This window comes from Streptomyces ziwulingensis (genome assembly GCF_039542605.1).
Lineage (GTDB): Bacteria > Actinomycetota > Actinomycetes > Streptomycetales > Streptomycetaceae > Streptomyces > Streptomyces ziwulingensis.
Window position 1 is genome coordinate 101,145 of record NZ_BAABIG010000071.1, and the last position, 15,050, is coordinate 116,194.

Sequence of the window (15,050 nt, forward strand, 5' to 3'; positions counted from 1 at the left end):
GGGGGGCGGTGGGGCGGTCTGGCCGTACGGTGTGGGAGCGGGTGGCGGCGTGTGCACCGGCGCGGCGAGGGTGGGCGCGGCGTGCGCGGGGGGCGGCCCGGGAGCGGGCGGCGGCGGCGGGGTGGCTCCCCGCGGGGGCGCGAAGCCCTGCGGGGCCGACGCGGGTGCGGGGGCCGGGGCGCCGAAGGCCGGGGGTGCCGTGCTCTGGGCGGGCGGGGCGAATCCGGGGGGCGCGCCGGCGGTCTGCGGCTGCGACTGCGGCGGCTCGGGCGATTCCTCCTCGGCCACCTCACCGCCGAAGTTCTTCAGCAGCGCGTCCAGTCCCCCGTCGAAGCCCTGCCCGACGGCCGCGAACCGCCAGACGTCCTTCAGGTAGAAGTCGCCCAGCATCACGGCCCGCTCGGTGGAGAACTCCGAACCGTCGAACGGATACCGGGCCACTTCCTCGCCACCCGCGACGATCCGGACGTAACCGGGGCCGATCTGCGACATCTGCCCGGCGCCGTCGAGCGCCGCCGTGAAGGACAGCTTCTGGATCCGCGGCGGGATCCGGTCCAGCGTGACCCGGAAGGACTCCGTGTCACCGGCCTGCGCCCCCAGGAGCTGGATGGACTCCTCGGGCGACTTCGGCTGGTTGTAGAAGATGAAGTACTGGTCGTCCGAGAGCCGCTCGTCGGCGTCCAGACCGAAGCAACTGATGTCGAAGGTCAGCCCGGGGCCCGCGATCTGCACGCCTACGTACAGATCCGTGCCCGCCGTGAGGTCACTGATCCTGGCCTTGTGGCCGCGTTGGAATTCCCTGGCCATGCGTACGACCGTCCCCCATCCCGAATGTGAGTGCGTCGCGCCAGGCTAACGGCAAAGTCGGACACCGGCGGAAGTCGGTACGGACCCGGTACAGAACCGGCATGGGGGACGGTGCGGCACCGCCCGGGGTGGTGGACTACTGCCCCCGCGCGCCGGGTACGTGCGGCAGCCGCTCGGCGGCGACCACCCCTTCGAGATAGCCCCGGGCCCGCTCGGTGCGAGGGTAGGCGTCCAGCAGCCGCCAGAAGCGGGGTCCGTGGCCGGGCACGAGCAGATGCGCCAGTTCGTGCAGGAGGACGTAGTCCACGACGTACTCGGGCATGCCCTGCAGCCGGTGCGAGAGCCGGATGCTGCCCTCCGCCGGGGTGCACGAGCCCCAGCGCGTGTTCTGGTTGGTGACCCAGCGCACCGAGTCCGGTCGCGCGCGTCCCTCCAGGTACTGGGCGGAGAGCCGCTCCGCGCGGCCGGCCAGCTCCGTGTCCCCGAGGACCCGCTTGCTCTCCTGGGCCGCCAGCTTGTCGAGCATGACGTTCACCCAGCGCTGCTCCTCCGCCTCGGACATCCGGGCCGGGATCAGTACGACGGTGCGGTCGCCCTCGCGGTACGCGGAGACCGTCCTGCGGCGGCGGGTGCTCCTGCGGACCTCGATCGCGCTCGCTCCCGGGCCGGCGGTCGGCGGACTCGTGGGCAGGCGCTGCGGCGTTCCGGCGCGGTGCAGTGGGTCGGCGGACACGCCCCGACGTTACCCGCTGCACTCGGGGAAGTCCCGGTTCCGCGGGGGTTGGATGCCGTGGCACCACCGAGCGCCCGATTTGTACGACCGGCGCGCCGAGGCGGTACGCCCCGACTCGTGTGCCTGCTCTACGGTGTGCGACCGGTGACGGCCAGGGCGGCGCTCGCCGACCGGTACCCGCGAGTACCGCGAGCACCCGCGAGTACCGCGGGCACCCGCGAGTCGGCACCCGCCGGCCGGCGTGCGATCAGTACGACGGTACGACTTATATCCCCTGCCTGTGGATAACTTTCGCCGCCCGATGGCGGGGGCGGGCATGCTGGCTCTTGCCTGCGCGGTGCGGCCGACGACCGACCGGGCCGGCACTCGGGGAGTTCCACGACGTACGGGGGCCTGTCATGCATCCGATGGTGAAGCCGGCGCTGCGGCGCGGCTGGCGCGATCTCAACACCGTGCAGTTCGGCTTGTCGCCCGCGCACGCCCTGACGCTGGGGCCGATGGACACCGCTACAGGCAGCTTCCTGGAACTGCTCAACGGCACCCGCGGGCTGCCGCTGCTGCGTGAGGAGGCACGCCGCATGGATCTGCCCGACGGTCACGTCGACCGGCTGGTGGCGGGGCTGGCCCGGGCCGGGCTGCTCGACGACGCCCGGGGCGGCGGGCCCGCCGCGGCCGCCCTGCGCGAGAAGAAGGAGGTCCTCGACCGGCTCCGCCCGGATCTGGCCTCCTTGTCCCTGACCACCTCCGAACCGGGCGACGCCCTCGGCCGGCTGGCCGCCCGCCGGGCCCACCGTGTGCAGGTGAGAGGCGCGGGCCGGGTCGGTGCGGCCCTCGCCTCGCTGCTGTCCGGCGCCGGGATCGGCGAGGTCGACGTGCGCGACGGCGGCCGGGTCGAACCCTGGGACGTGGCGCCGGGCGGCTTCCCCGCCGAGGCGGTGGGCGAGCGCAGGGACGAATCGGCCCGCCGGGCCGTGCGCCGGGCGGCCCCCGACCGCCCGCCCCGCCGCGGGCCCGCCGCGCCACCCGAGGACGGCGGCCCGGGATTCTCGCTGGTGGTCCTGGCCCCGCGCGACGAAGTGGACGTGCACGCGCCCCCGCCGGCCACCGCCGATCACCTCATGGCCTCCGGCACGCCGCATCTGTACGCCGGAGTCGTGGAGGCGACCGGCGTCGTCGGCCCCTTCGTCCTGCCCGGCGAGACGGGCTGCGCCGACTGCCTCGACCGGAACCGCACCGACCGGGACCCGGCCTGGCCCAGGCTGGTCGCCCAGTGGCGCTCCGGCCGGCAGCCCCGGGCCCGCGCCTGCGATCTGACCCTGGCCACCACCGTCGCCGGGCTGGCCGCCGCCCACGCGCTCGCCTTCCTGGACGGCCACCTCCCCTCCAGTTCCGGCGCCCGCTGGGAGGTCTCCCTGCCCGCTCTGCACTGGCACGCGCGGCCGCTCCGGGCCCACCCCGCGTGCCCCTGCGCGGCGGCGCGGCGGTGCTCCGACGCCCCGGAAGACGAAGGTGAGCCGGAACACCTCGCCGTGGACGGGGTGCGGCGCGCGACAATGGCGGAGCAAAGGCCGTCGGCCGGAGGGCGTCGTGAGGCAGTGACGGCGCGGCCGGCTGGGACTTGGAGGGCGCATGTCTGATCTTCCCCGGAAGGCGGTCACCCGGACCGCCAAGCTCGCCGCGCTCCCGCTCGGCTTCGCCGGACGGGCGACCTGGGGACTCGGCAAGCGGATCGTGGGTGAATCCGCCGAACTCGTCGGCCAGCAGTTGCAGCAGCGCACCGCCGATCAGCTCTTCAAGGTGCTCGGCGAGCTGAAGGGCGGCGCGATGAAGTTCGGCCAGGCCCTCTCCGTCTTCGAGTCGGCGCTGCCCGAGGAGATCGCCGGTCCCTACCGGGCCGCCCTGACCAAGCTCCAGGAGGCGGCCCCGCCGATGCCGACCCGCACGGTGCACACCGTGCTCAGGGAGCAGCTCGGCGAGGACTGGCAGGACTCGTTCGTGGAGTTCGAGGACAAGCCCGCCGCGGCGGCCTCGATCGGCCAGGTGCACCGGGCCGTGTGGCACGACGGCCGCGAGGTGGCGGTCAAGGTCCAGTACCCCGGCGCGGGCGAGGCCCTGCTGTCGGACCTGAACCAGCTCAGCCGCTTCGCCCGCCTGCTGGGCCCGCTGATCCCCGGTCTGGACATCAAGCCGCTGATCGCGGAGTTGCGGGACCGGGTCTCGGAGGAACTGGACTACGGCCTGGAGGCGCAGGCCCAGCGGGCGCACGCCGAGGAGTTCGCGGACGACCCGGACATCGTGGTGCCGGACGTGGTGCACCGCAGCGACCAGGTACTGGTCACCGAGTGGATCGACGGGGTCCCGCTGTCGGAGGTGATCTCCGACGGTACCCAGGCGCAGCGCGACCGGGCCGGCCAGCTCCTGGCCCACTTCCTCTTCTCCGGCCCGGCCCGCACCGGCCTGCTGCACGCGGACCCGCATCCGGGCAACTTCCGGCTGCTGCCCGGCGGCCCGGACGGCGAGGACGACTGGCGGCTCGGCGTGCTGGACTTCGGCACGGTCGACCGCCTGCCGGGCGGCCTGCCGGCCACCATCGGCATCTGCCTGCGCATGACTCTCGACGGCGAGGCGGACGCGGTCTACGAGCAGTTGCGCGCCGAGGGGTTCGTCAAGGAGAGCGTGGAGCTGGAGCCCGACGCGGTGCTCGACTACCTCCTGCCGATCATCGAGCCGGCCGAACTCGACGCGTTCACCTTCAGCCGCGGGTGGATGCGCAGCCAGGCCGCCCGCATCGGGGACATCCGCTCCCCCGCCTACCAACTGGGCAAGCAGCTCAACCTGCCGCCCGCCTACCTGCTGATCCACCGGGTGACCCTGAGCACGATCGGTGTGCTGTGCCAGTTGGGAGCGACGGTACGGCTCCGCGAAGAACTGGAGGAGTGGCTGCCGGGCTTCGCGGCGGACCCGGAACCTGAGGGGGAACCGGAATCCGAGGGGGAACCGGACCCTGAGGGGGAACCGGACCCTGAGGAGGGCACGGACCCGGCTGCGGAGGCGTAACGCCGGGGGCGGCGGAGGCCGGGCGGCGGGACGCGCCGCGGGGGCCGGCCCGTTCGGACGGGCCGGCCCCCGCGGGGAGAGCCTCACCTCCCGGACGCGCCGGGAGGCCACCGCTTCAGGTGGGGTCGGTCACTGCATGACGGCCATGGCGAGCGCGCGCCGGGCGCGCATCGAGGCGCGCTCCGCCCTGCGCTGCATCCGCTGGGCGGTCGCCAGGCGGATGGCCCGGCGCTCCCGGTCGGCCTCCAGCAGTCGGTCGTGCATATGCGCACGAGCCAGGGCTTCTGGGATGAGTTGCATCTCTCGGGTCCTGTTCTGGCGCGAGTCGTTCGCTCCACTGGTGGTGACGTCTTCGAATGGGGAGCCCGCGGGCTCATGGGTGGACGGCTTCATCGGGGCCTGCTTCGTGGGGTCGAGCGTGAGGGGGTGGTCGATCGTTCCTGTGATGTTCATGCGGTGACCGGGTTCTTGCGCGGGCGGCCACGCGGCCGCTTGCGGGCGACGACGACACCCTGGACGAACAGCTCGCCGCCCCAGACACCCCAGGGCTCACGCCGCTCCTTGGCGCCGGCGAGGCAGGCCTCCATCAGCGGGCAGGTACGGCAGAGGGACTTGGCGTACTCCACGTCCGCCGGCGACTCGGCGAAGAAGACCTCCGGGTCGTAGGAGCGGCACGGGACGGGTACCCCGAGCTTCTCGATGGCGTCGTCGAGCGCGGTGAGCGCGGTGAGCGGGGTCAAGGCGGGGTCCTCCGTGGGGACAGGCTTGGGGATCGTGCCGGAAGGCGGTACGGACGGGGCGTGCGCTTCGAGTTGCACGGATCGTCTTCCTCGTCTGGTCGTTCCGGCCGGTTGGCCGGGTGGCGGCTTGGTACCGATTTCTCAGGTTGCCCCGAGGCCCCTTTCGGTCCGTCCTCCCCGTTCGGGGAAAACAGAAGGGCCGCGGATCCCTGGTGGGGTTCCGCGGCCCTGAAGGCGCCGGCCTGATCGAATCAGGCTGGATCGCTCCAGGGTTCTGGCCCACGGAAGGCCCACATCAGGTGGTGCTGCGTCGTCTGCTTCCGGAATCCGGCACCGGCCGCCGCAAAGGCATAGGCGTGGGCCTGTGCCGTTACTGCCGCTTCCAGTGCCTTGGTCGGTCGCTCATTGCGCTCACGGACGGGAAGACCCGAGAGAGCAGGGGAGGACGCCGGGCGCGCGGCACGAATGCCGGACAGACCGGTGCCCGAGTCGGAGGCGCCGAGGATGCACAGGGAGACGGTCGGGCGATCGGTCATTTTCAGGGTGGAGCTGCTGTAGATGCTGATCACTGGACTCGCCTCCTCTCGGCGTCTTGGGGACTGGGACGAACCAGTCCGCGGGTGTGCAAGTACAACACGGTTTCGCGGCCTCCGGGAAGGCCGCTGTTCCCGTGTGCAAGAACCTATGGGGATTCCCGGGGCATGCGCAAACTATTTTTCCGACGAGTTGCGCTCAGTCGCCCTCATCGCCGCCCTCTCCCTCCTGGCCTGCGCAGATGGCCAGGACATCGGCTCCGTAGCGGCTGAGCTTGCGGGTACCGACGCCCGGGATGCGGACCAGGTCGCGTTCGTCCTCGGGGACGGTCTCGGCGATCGCCATCAGCGTCTTGTCGGTGAAGACGCAGTAGGCGGGCTGTCCGCTGCGGCTCGCCTGGACCGCGCGCCACTCGCGCAGCCGCTCGTAGACACCCTCGTCCATGTCCGAGGGGCAGTCCTCGCAGCGCATCAGCTTCATCTCGCCGGCGTCGGTGAGCGTGCGTCCGCAGACCCGGCAGCGGGCCGGGGCGCGCTGTGTCCTGCGGGGGGCGGGGGCGCCTGCGGGGCGGCCGGTGAAACCGCGCTCCACTCCCCCGGTCCCGCCGGCGGCGGCCCGCCCGGCGGAGCCGGCCGAGCCGGGGCGCAGGCCGTCTAGGAAGCGGCTGGGGCGGCGGCTCGCGCGGCCGCCGGGCGAGCGGGCCAGCGCCCACGACAGATGCAGGCGTTCGCGTGCGCGGGTGACGCCCACGTAGAGGAGGCGGCGCTCCTCCTCTATCTGCTCTTCGGTCTTCGCGTAGGTGATCGGCATCATGCCCTCGGCGAGGCCGACCAGGAAGACGACGTCCCATTCCAGGCCCTTGGCCGAGTGCAGGGAGGCGAGCGTGACGCCCTGCACCGTCGGGGCGTGCTGGGCGTTGGCGCGTTCGTCCAGCTCCGCGACGAGGTCGCCCAGGGTGGCGCCGGGCTTGGCCGCGGCGAAGTCCTGGGCGAGGTTCACGAGGGCGGCCAGCGACTCCCAGCGTTCCCTGACGGCGCCGGAACCGGCCGGTGGCTGGTTCGTCCAGCCCTCACCCGACAGCACGGCACGCACCTGGGACGGCAGGTCCACGGTGTCGTCGAGGAGGGCGTCGTTGTTCCCGAAGCGGGCGGCACCGCGCAGCGCCGTGCCCGCCTTGCGCACCTCGGGGCGGTCGAAGAACCGCTCGGCGCCGCGCAACTGGTAGGGGACCCCGGCGTCCGCGAGGGCCTGCTCGTACGTCTCGGACTGGCTGTTGGTGCGGAACAGGACGGCGATCTCGGCGGCCGGGACACCGGAGTCGACGAGTTCGCGGATGCGGCGGGCGGCGCCCTCGGCCTCGGCGGGTTCGTCGGTGTACGCGGTGTAGACGGGTTGGGGGCCGGCGGGGCGCTGGGAGAGCAGCTCCAGGCGGTGGTCGGCCGCCCGGCCGCGGGCCTGGGCCAGCAGGCCGTTGGCGAGGTGGACGACCTGCGGGGTGGAGCGGTAGTCGCGGACCAGCTTGACGACGGTGGCACCGGGGTGGCGGAGGCGGAAGTCGAGCAGATGATCCGGCGTCGCACCCGTGAACGAGTAGATCGTCTGGCTGGCGTCGCCGACCACGCAGAGGTCCTCGCGGTCGCCGAGCCACAGTTCGAGCAGGCGCTGCTGGAGGGGGCTGACGTCCTGGTACTCGTCGACCACGAAGTGCTGGTACTGGGTGCGGACCTGTTCGGCGACGTCGTGCCGGTCCTGGAGGACGGCCACGGTCAGCAGCAGCACGTCCTCGAAGTCGATGACCCCGCGCCCGCGTTTGAGGTCCTCGTAGGCGGCGTAGAGCTGCGCGATCTCCGCCGGGTCGCGCGGCGCGGCACGGCCGGCCCCGACCGTCGCGGCGGCGTAGTCGGCGGGGACCGTCTGGGTGACCTTGGACCACTCGATCTCCGCGGTGACGTCCCGCAGCTCACCGCGGTCCAGACGGATGCGGCAGGCGGCGGCCGCGTCGGCGACGAGCTGGATCTTGCGGTCGACGATCCGCGGCATGGCGCCCCCGATCGCTTTCGGCCAGAAGTACTGGAGCTGGCGCAGCGCCGCCGAGTGGAAGGTGCGGGCCTGGACGCCGCCGGCGCCGAGCTGGCGCAGCCGGCCGCGCATCTCGCCGGCGGCGCGGTTGGTGAAGGTGACGGCGAGCACGGTGGAGGGCTGCAGGATGCCGGCGCGCACCCCGTAGGCGATGCGGTGGGTGATCGCCCTGGTCTTGCCGGTCCCGGCGCCCGCCAGCACGCACACCGGGCCGCGCAGGGTGGTGGCCACCTCGCGCTGCTCGGGATCGAGCCCGTCGAGCACCGCGTCGGCCGAGTCCGGTGCCTGCGGGAAGAGAGGGGAGTGCGTTGCTGCTGTCACACCGCAATGCTGCCAGGTCGCCGGAGACAGGTGCGCCGGTTGTCCACAGGTGGGGCCCTGCGGTCGTACTAATGCGGGAGACGCCGTCCGCTCGTGTCGATGCGGGAGACGCCGTCCGCTCCGGCGCCGGGAGCCCTGTCCGGCCGGCGCCGAGGTGACGGACCGCGTGCCGGGGAATGGTGGCGTCGCCGCGGTCGTTGCTTCTCTGGGAGCATCCGCTTCCCCCGCCTGCCGCCGAAGGAGCACGAGAGACATGCCGGGCACTGTGACGATGTACAGCACCACGACGTGCGGCTACTGCCGCAGGCTGAAGAGCCAGTTGGACCGTGAGGGCATCGGCTACACCGAGATCAACATCGAGCAGGACCCGGAGTCCGCCGCGTTCGTGGAGAAGGCGAACGACGGCAACCAGACGGTTCCGACCGTGCTCTTCCCCGACGGGTCGACGCTCACCAACCCGTCGCTGGCCCAGGTGAAGCAGAAGATCGGCGCCTGAGCGTCCCGCGTGGCACGTGAGGGGTGGCGGACCCGGTTCCGGGTCCGCCACCCCTCACGTGTGTGTCGGACGAATCACGTGTGTCAGACGAAGCTGCGCGTCGGCAGCGGCTCGCCGTACCACAGCTCGATCAGACGGGCCGCGATCGAGATGCCGTAGGGCGGGAGCACCTCGCCGGACTCGAAGGCCGCCCGGAGTTCGTCCCGGGAGAACCAGCGGGCCTCGTGGATCTCGTCACCGTCGACGGTGATGTCGGTGGTGGTGGCGCGGGCCATGAAGCCGAGCATGAGGCTGGACGGGAACGGCCAGGGCTGGCTGGCGACGTACTCGACCGGGCCGACGGTGATGCCGGCCTCCTCGAAGACCTCGCGGCGCACCGACTGCTCGATGGACTCGCCGGGCTCCACGAAGCCGGCCAGCGTCGAGAAGCGGCCCTCGGGCCAGTGGACCTGGCGGCCGAGCAGGATGCGGTCGCTCTCGTCGGTGACGGCCATGATCACGGCGGGGTCGGTGCGCGGGTAGTGCTCGGCGCCGCAGGCCGGGCAGCGGCGGATGTGGCCGGCGGCGGCGATGACGGTGCGCTCACCGCAGCGGGAGCAGAAGCGGTGGGTGCGCTGCCAGTTCTCCAGGCCGACCGCGTGTGTCATCAGACCGGCGTCGCGCGGCGACAGCAGCAGGCCCGCCTCGCGCAGACCCGCCGCGCGTGCGGACTGGTCCATCCGGCCGGGCAGCGAGTCCTTCTGGAGGGCGAAGTAGCTGACGCCGTCGTCGTCGATGCCGAGGAAGTAGCGGTGTGCCTCGGTGAGCGGCGCCTCGAAGGAGGGCGTCATGAGGAGTTCGGTACGCCCGTCCGGTGTCTCGTCGATGAGGACCTGGCCGCCGGAGACCACGAACACACGCGTGGAGGGGTGGCTCCACGCCGCGGCGAGCCAGGCTTCGTCGAGCCGGTGGTGCGCGGCGCGGTCGACGCCGCTCGGGGCGGTGAGCGAGATGGGACGTTCGGCGGTGTGGTCGGTCCAGGTGGTCACGTGTGCTTCCATCTTCCCCGGTGTGGCGGTGTGTGTCGGCGGACGGTCGGGCGGGCGTACGGCGGGTGTCGGCCGGGTCCGGGAGGGCTCGGCGGTGCGGGGCGGTCCTTCCAGTGTCCCCCGCGCGGCGTGCCGGTCCGGACCGGCGGTGTCCGGTGCCCGGTCAGGGCCCATGGCGCCAGTGCAGGGCCAGGTCGTCCCAGAGGTACGCGGAGGTCTCCACGCCTTTGAGGAGCAGGTCGATCTCGACCTTCTCGTTCGGGGCGTGCCAGCCGTCCGAGGGGACGGAGATGCCCAGGAAGAGCACCGGGGCACCGAGGACGTCCTGGAGGTCGGCGGCGGGCCCCGAGCCGCCCTCGCGCGTGTAGCGGACCGGCCGGTCGAAGGCGCGGCCCATGGCGCGGACGACGGACTGCAGTGCCGGATGGTCCAGGGGTGTCAGGCACGGGCGGGTGGCCGCGCCGAACGTGATCTCACAGCGGATCCCCGGGGGCACCTGCTGGGCGGCCCAGGCGCGCACGGCCTTCTCCACCTGGTCCGGGTCCTGTCCCGCGACCAGGCGGAAGGAGAGCTTCACCATGGCGTCGGCGGGGATGATCGTCTTGCTGCCGGGGCCCTGGTAGCCGCCGCCGATGCCGTTGACCTCGGCGGTGGGGCGGGCCCAGACGCGCTCCAGGGTGGTGTGTCCGGCCTCGCCGTGGGCGGCGTGGGAGCCGGCCGTGCGCAGCCAGCGCTGTTCGTCGAAGGGCAGCTCGGCGAAGAGCGCGCGCTCCCGGTCGGTGAGTTCGAGCACGCCGTCGTAGAAGCCGGGGACCGCCACGCGCGCGTGATCGTCGTGCAGGGCGGCGACGAGGCGGGCGACGGCGGTGGCCGGGTTGGGCACGGCGCCGCCGAAGGAGCCGGAGTGGATGTCCTGGTCGGGGCCGTACAGCCGGATCTCGCACTCGGCGAGGCCGCGCATGCCGGTGCACACGGTGGGGGTGTCCTCGGACCACATGCCGGTGTCGGAGACGATCACGGCGTCGACGGCGAGCCGCTCGGCGTGCTCCTCGACCAGGGCGCGGAAGTGCGGGGACCCGGACTCCTCCTCGCCCTCGACGAGGAGCTTCAGCGTGACGGCGGGAGCGGTGCGACCGGTGGCGGCGAGGTGGGCCCGTACGCCGAGTGTGTGGAAGAACACCTGCCCCTTGTCGTCGGCCGCTCCCCGCGCGTGCAGGCGGTTGCCGCGGACGACGGGTTCGAAGGGCTCGGTCTCCCAGCCGTCCTCGCGGGCGGCGGGCTGCACGTCGTGGTGGCCGTAGACGAGGACCACGGGCGCGTCGGGGTCGGCGGCGGGCCACTGCGCGTAGACGGCCGGGGCGCCCGGCGTCCGCCAGACCTCGACGGTCGGGAAGCCGGTCTCCCGGAGCTTGGCGGCGAGCCAGTCGGCGCTGCGGCGGACGTCGGAGGCGTGGCCGGGCTCGGCCGACACCGACGGGATGCGCAGCCACTCGGCGAGATCGTCGAGGAAGGCGGCGCGGTGCTGCTCGATGTACGTGCGGACGGCGCTGACGGCACTGGCTGCACTGACTGCACTGTCAGCGGGGCGGCTCATGTGGACGAGCCTATCGGCCCGCACCGGCACCCTGACCGTGCGATTCGTCACCGTGGGAGCCGTCCAGCAGCAGACGTTCCAGGGCGGCGCGGTCGGGCAGTCCTTCGGGGCGTACGACCTCGCCGGTGCGCACGTACAGGAACGCCGCCGTCACCGTCTCCGGCGGCACGCCCTGCTGCTCGGCCCAGGCGAGGCGGTACACGGCGAGCTGGAGCGGGTCCGCGGTGCCGGTGCGGCCGGTCTTCCAGTCGACGATCTCGTACGTCGCCGCGTCCCCGTCGCCGTCGCGGTAGACGGCGTCGATCCGGCCCCGCACGACCCGTCCGGCGACCGAGAACTGGAACGGGGTCTCGACCCGGTAGGGGGTGCGCCGGGCGTACTCGGTGCGCTCGAACGCCTCTTTGAGGGCGGTCAGGTCGTGTTCGTCGGCGATCTCGGCCTCGCCGCCGGGCAGCTCGTCCGGCTCCAGCATGGGCAGGGTCAGCTCCTCGAAGCGGGACTCGACCCACGCGTGGAAACGCGTGCCCCGGCGGGCGGCGGGCTGCGGCGGGAGCGGCATGGGGCGGGCCAGTTCCTGGGCGAGGCCGTCCGGGTCGGCGGCCAGGCGCAGCACCTGGGAAGCGGTCAGCGACATCGGCAGCGGTACCTCGGTGACGCGCTCCCGCGCGCGCAGCAGCTCGCCGGCGAGGGCGTCGAGGTCGCGGTCCCAGGAGGCGAGGGTGCGGGTCTCCTCCGGGGTGAGGGAGGTCTCCCGGTCCGGGGGGCGGTCGTACGCGTGGAGGCGGGGCGGCCCGGGCGGCCGGGGCGGTCCGTCGTGTTCCGGGGCGGGTGCCTGGTGCGGGACCGGTACGCGGGGCTGGTGCGGGACCGGTACGCGGGGCGCGGAGGGCTCGTCGTCGTAGGGGGGCTCGTCGTCATAGGGGGGCTCAGCGTCGTACGGGGGCTCGTCGTCGTACGGAGACTCGGTGTCGTACGGAGGCCCGGTGTCGTACGGAGGCTCGTCCTCCGGTGGCGCCGGCCACTCCGGGTCGTCGTGGGCGTCCGGGTCGTGAGCGGCCGTGGGCGCGGCGGCCGAACCGGGGTGGCCCTGGCCCTCCCCGGCGGTGGCGAGGTTCTCCAGGTGGGCGAGGACCGTCTCGGCGGCCGCCCGGCGCCGGGCGAGGGCGTCCTCGTCCAGCGGCAGCGGCCACACCTGGTCGGCGTCCGCCCGGTGCAGGGCGGGGTTCTCCTCGCCCTCCTCGGGTTCGTCCGCCCACGCCTCGATCTCGCCGTACCCGGCGGCGCAGTGGTCGTACAGGTCCTGGAGGAAGTCGGAGGGTCCGCGGGGCTTCTTCTGGGTGGGGCCCCACCAGTGGCCGGAGCCCAGCAGGAGGGAGCGGGGGCGGGTGAAGGTGACGTAGCCGAGGCGCAGCTCCTCGGTGTGCTGGTGGTCCTTCATCGCCTCCTGGAACGCCTTCAGGCCGCGCGCGTCCCAGGAGACGGCGTCGGGGAGGGTGTCGGCGTCGCCGCGCAGGGCGTGCGGCAGGACCTTTCCCTGGGCGGTCCACTTCTCGCGGCCCTGGGTGCTGGGGAAGGTGCCCGTGACGAGCCCGGGGACCACGACGACGTCCCACTCCAGGCCCTTGGACTTGTGGGCGGTGAGCACCTTGACGGTGTTCTCGCCGCCGGGCAGGGCGTTGTCGAGCCCCTTCTCGTACTGGGCGGCGGTGCGCAGGAAGCCGAGGAACGCGAGCAGCGACGCCTCCTGGTCGCCCGCGGCGAAGGAGGCGGCGACGTCCAGGAAGTTCGACAGGGTCTCGCGGCGGCGGGCGGCGAGCGCGTGCGGGGACGCCGACAGCTCGACCTCGAGACCGGTGACGGCGAGGACACGGTGCAGTACGTCCATCAGCGGGTCGGACAGGGAGCGCCGCAGGTCGCGCAGCTCGGTGGCGAGGCGGGCGAACCGGACGCGCGCGTCCGGCGAGAAGGGCAGCCCGTCGTCGTCCCCGCCTCCGGCGCCGTACAGGGGCGTCTCCAGGAACGTGTCGAGGGCGTCGGCGAGCGAGATCACCTCGGAGGGGTCGACTCCCGCGACGGCCTCGGCGAGACGGCGGTCGGGGTCGTCGTCGCCGGCCACGCGCGCGTGGGCGACCAGGTACCGGGCGCGGCGTCCGAGCAGGGCGAGGTCCCGCGGCCCGATGCGCCAGCGCGGACCGGTGAGCAGCCGTACCAGGGAGGCGTTGGCGCCGGGGTCCTGGAGGACCTCGCAGACGGCGACGAGGTCGGCCACCTCGGGAAGGTGCAGCAGGCCGGAGAGGCCCACGACCTCCACGGGGACGTCCCGGGCCACCAGCGCGCCCTGGATCTCGGCGAAGTCGCCGGCCGTGCGGCACAGCACGGCGATCTCGCCGGGCGCCTGCCCCGTCCGTACGAGGTGGGCGACGGAGCCGGCGATCCAGTCGATCTCCTCGGCGTGGGTGCGCAGCAGGGCGCAGCGGACCGTGCCGTCGTGTTCGGCGCCCGGGGCGGGGCGGAGGGCCTCCACGCCCTCGTGCAGGGCGCGCAGGGGCTCGGCGAGGCCATTGGCGAGGTCGAGGAGCCGGCCGCCGCTGCGGCGGTTCTGGCTGAGCGCCTGGCGGGTGGCGGGGCGGCCGTCGGCGCGGGCGAAGTGCTCGGGGAAGTCGTCGAGGTTGGCGACGGAGGCGCCGCGCCAGCCGTAGATCGCCTGGCAGGGGTCGCCGACGGCGGTCACGGGGTGGCCCGTACCGCCGCCGAAGAGGCCGGACAGCAGAACGCGCTGGGCGACGGAGGTGTCCTGGTACTCGTCGAGGAGCACGACCCGGAACTCGTCGCGCAGCAGACGGCCCACCTCGGGGAGCCCGGAGAGCCGCGCGGACAGGGCGATCTGGTCACCGAAGTCGAGCAGGTCGCGGTCGCGTTTGGCGGCCCGGTAGCGCATCACCAGCTCGGCGAGCTCGCGGCGCGCGGCGGCCGCCTCGGGGACCTTGCGCAGGTCGGCGTTGGTGAGCTTGGCGTGCTCCAGGGTGCGCAGGAGGTCGGCGTCCCAGGCGCGCAGGTCCTCGGGCCGTACCAGGTGCTCGGAGAGTTCGGAGTCGAGCGTGAGGAGGTCACCGACCAGGTCGGGGACGGAGCGGGTCAGGGCCGGGTAGGGCCCGGGGGCCTCCCGCAGCACCCGCGCGGCGAGCTGGTAGCGGGTGGCGTCGGCGAGCAGCCGGGAGGACGGTTCGAGGCCGATGCGCAGGCCGTGGTCGGTGAGCAGACGGCCCGCGAAGGCGTGGTAGGTGGAGATGACCGGCTCGCCGGGCGGATTGTCCGGGTCGATGACGTCGGGGTCGGTGACGCCGGCCCTGACCAGCGCCTTGCGGACGCGTTCGGCGAGTTCGCCGGCGGCCTTGTTGGTGAAGGTGAGGCCGAGGACCTGCTCGGGGGCGACCAGGCCGGTACCGACCAGCCAGACCACGCGCGCCGCCATCACCGTCGTCTTGCCGGAGCCGGCCCCGGCCACGATCACCTGCGGGGCGGGCGGCGCGGTGATGCAGGCCGTCTGCTCCGGGGTGAAGGGGATGCCGAGCAGCTCGTTGAGCTGGTCGGGGTGGGTGAGGCGAGCGGGCACATCGAAGAGGCTAGCGGCGGGCACTGACAACCGGGGCCGGACGGACTG

The 15,050-nt window shown here is 73.4% G+C and carries 12 protein-coding genes; 3 read left to right on the plus strand and 9 right to left on the minus strand.

What is annotated here, in order from left to right:
* The coding region (locus ABEB00_RS29335; protein ID WP_425586588.1) for a TerD family protein at nt 1-807 on the minus strand (807 nt) is incomplete at its 3' end.
* Nucleotides 808-943: 136 nt separating this feature from the next.
* Nucleotides 944-1,540, minus strand: a complete 597-nt coding sequence (locus ABEB00_RS29340) for a M48 metallopeptidase family protein (protein ID WP_345623518.1) — start codon at nt 1,538-1,540, stop codon at nt 944-946.
* Nucleotides 1,541-1,938: 398 nt separating this feature from the next.
* Here ABEB00_RS29340 and ABEB00_RS29345 point away from each other — a divergent pair, with 398 nt between their 5' ends.
* Complete coding sequence (locus ABEB00_RS29345; protein WP_345623520.1) at nt 1,939-3,177, plus strand: TOMM precursor leader peptide-binding protein; 1,239 nt, start codon at nt 1,939-1,941, stop codon at nt 3,175-3,177.
* Entirely contained in the window at nt 3,170-4,597 is a 1,428-nt protein-coding gene (locus ABEB00_RS29350; protein ID WP_345623522.1) for an ABC1 kinase family protein, read from the plus strand. Before ABEB00_RS29345 ends, ABEB00_RS29350 begins: the two co-directional genes overlap by 8 nt.
* 129 nt (nt 4,598-4,726) lie before the next feature.
* Here ABEB00_RS29350 and ABEB00_RS29355 read toward each other — a convergent pair whose 3' ends face one another.
* From ABEB00_RS29355 to ABEB00_RS29370, 4 genes are all read right to left on the minus strand, one after another.
* Entirely contained in the window at nt 4,727-5,050 is a 324-nt protein-coding gene (locus tag ABEB00_RS29355) for a hypothetical protein (RefSeq protein WP_345623524.1), read from the minus strand.
* Nucleotides 5,047-5,415, minus strand: coding sequence for a WhiB family transcriptional regulator (locus ABEB00_RS29360; protein ID WP_345623525.1), 369 nt, complete (start codon nt 5,413-5,415; stop codon nt 5,047-5,049). The genes ABEB00_RS29355 and ABEB00_RS29360 overlap by 4 nt, the downstream gene beginning before the upstream one ends.
* A 173-nt stretch (nt 5,416-5,588) precedes the next feature.
* Nucleotides 5,589-5,906 carry a hypothetical protein gene (locus ABEB00_RS29365; RefSeq protein ID WP_345623527.1) on the minus strand — a complete coding sequence of 106 codons (318 nt, stop codon included), beginning with the start codon at nt 5,904-5,906 and terminating at the stop codon, nt 5,589-5,591.
* A gap of 163 nt (nt 5,907-6,069) precedes the next feature.
* Entirely contained in the window at nt 6,070-8,271 is a 2,202-nt protein-coding gene (locus ABEB00_RS29370; protein WP_345623528.1) for an ATP-dependent DNA helicase UvrD2, read from the minus strand.
* Between the two features lie 253 nt (nt 8,272-8,524).
* On the opposite strand from ABEB00_RS29370, the gene ABEB00_RS29375 reads away from it, so the two are divergent.
* A complete protein-coding gene (locus ABEB00_RS29375) occupies nt 8,525-8,767 on the plus strand; it encodes a mycoredoxin (RefSeq protein WP_345623529.1) in 243 nt (80 codons plus the stop codon).
* Nucleotides 8,768-8,850: 83 nt separating this feature from the next.
* On the opposite strand, the gene nudC is transcribed toward ABEB00_RS29375, so the two are convergent.
* The 3 genes from nudC to ABEB00_RS29390 form a co-directional block, all read right to left on the minus strand.
* Nucleotides 8,851-9,795 carry an NAD(+) diphosphatase gene (gene nudC / locus ABEB00_RS29380; protein ID WP_345623530.1) on the minus strand — a complete coding sequence of 315 codons (945 nt, stop codon included), beginning with the start codon at nt 9,793-9,795 and terminating at the stop codon, nt 8,851-8,853.
* 163 nt (nt 9,796-9,958) lie between these two features.
* A complete protein-coding gene (locus ABEB00_RS29385; RefSeq protein WP_345623532.1) occupies nt 9,959-11,389 on the minus strand; it encodes a dipeptidase in 1,431 nt (476 codons plus the stop codon).
* Between the two features lie 10 nt (nt 11,390-11,399).
* Nucleotides 11,400-15,002 carry an ATP-dependent helicase gene (locus ABEB00_RS29390; RefSeq protein WP_345623534.1) on the minus strand — a complete coding sequence of 1,201 codons (3,603 nt, stop codon included), beginning with the start codon at nt 15,000-15,002 and terminating at the stop codon, nt 11,400-11,402.
* Nucleotides 15,003-15,050 lie beyond the last annotated feature (48 nt).

Bases quoted from the DNA above. Each gene is read 5' to 3' on its own strand.
- ABEB00_RS29375 (WP_345623529.1), top strand. From the start codon at position 8,525: ATGCCGGGCACTGTGACGATGTACAGCACCACGACGTGCGGCTACTGC.
- ABEB00_RS29355 (WP_345623524.1), bottom strand. From the start codon at position 5,050: ATGAACATCACAGGAACGATCGACCACCCCCTCACGCTCGACCCCACG.
- ABEB00_RS29350 (WP_345623522.1), top strand. From the start codon at position 3,170: ATGTCTGATCTTCCCCGGAAGGCGGTCACCCGGACCGCCAAGCTCGCC.
- ABEB00_RS29345 (WP_345623520.1), top strand. From the start codon at position 1,939: ATGCATCCGATGGTGAAGCCGGCGCTGCGGCGCGGCTGGCGCGATCTC.
- ABEB00_RS29385 (WP_345623532.1), bottom strand. From the start codon at position 11,389: ATGAGCCGCCCCGCTGACAGTGCAGTCAGTGCAGCCAGTGCCGTCAGC.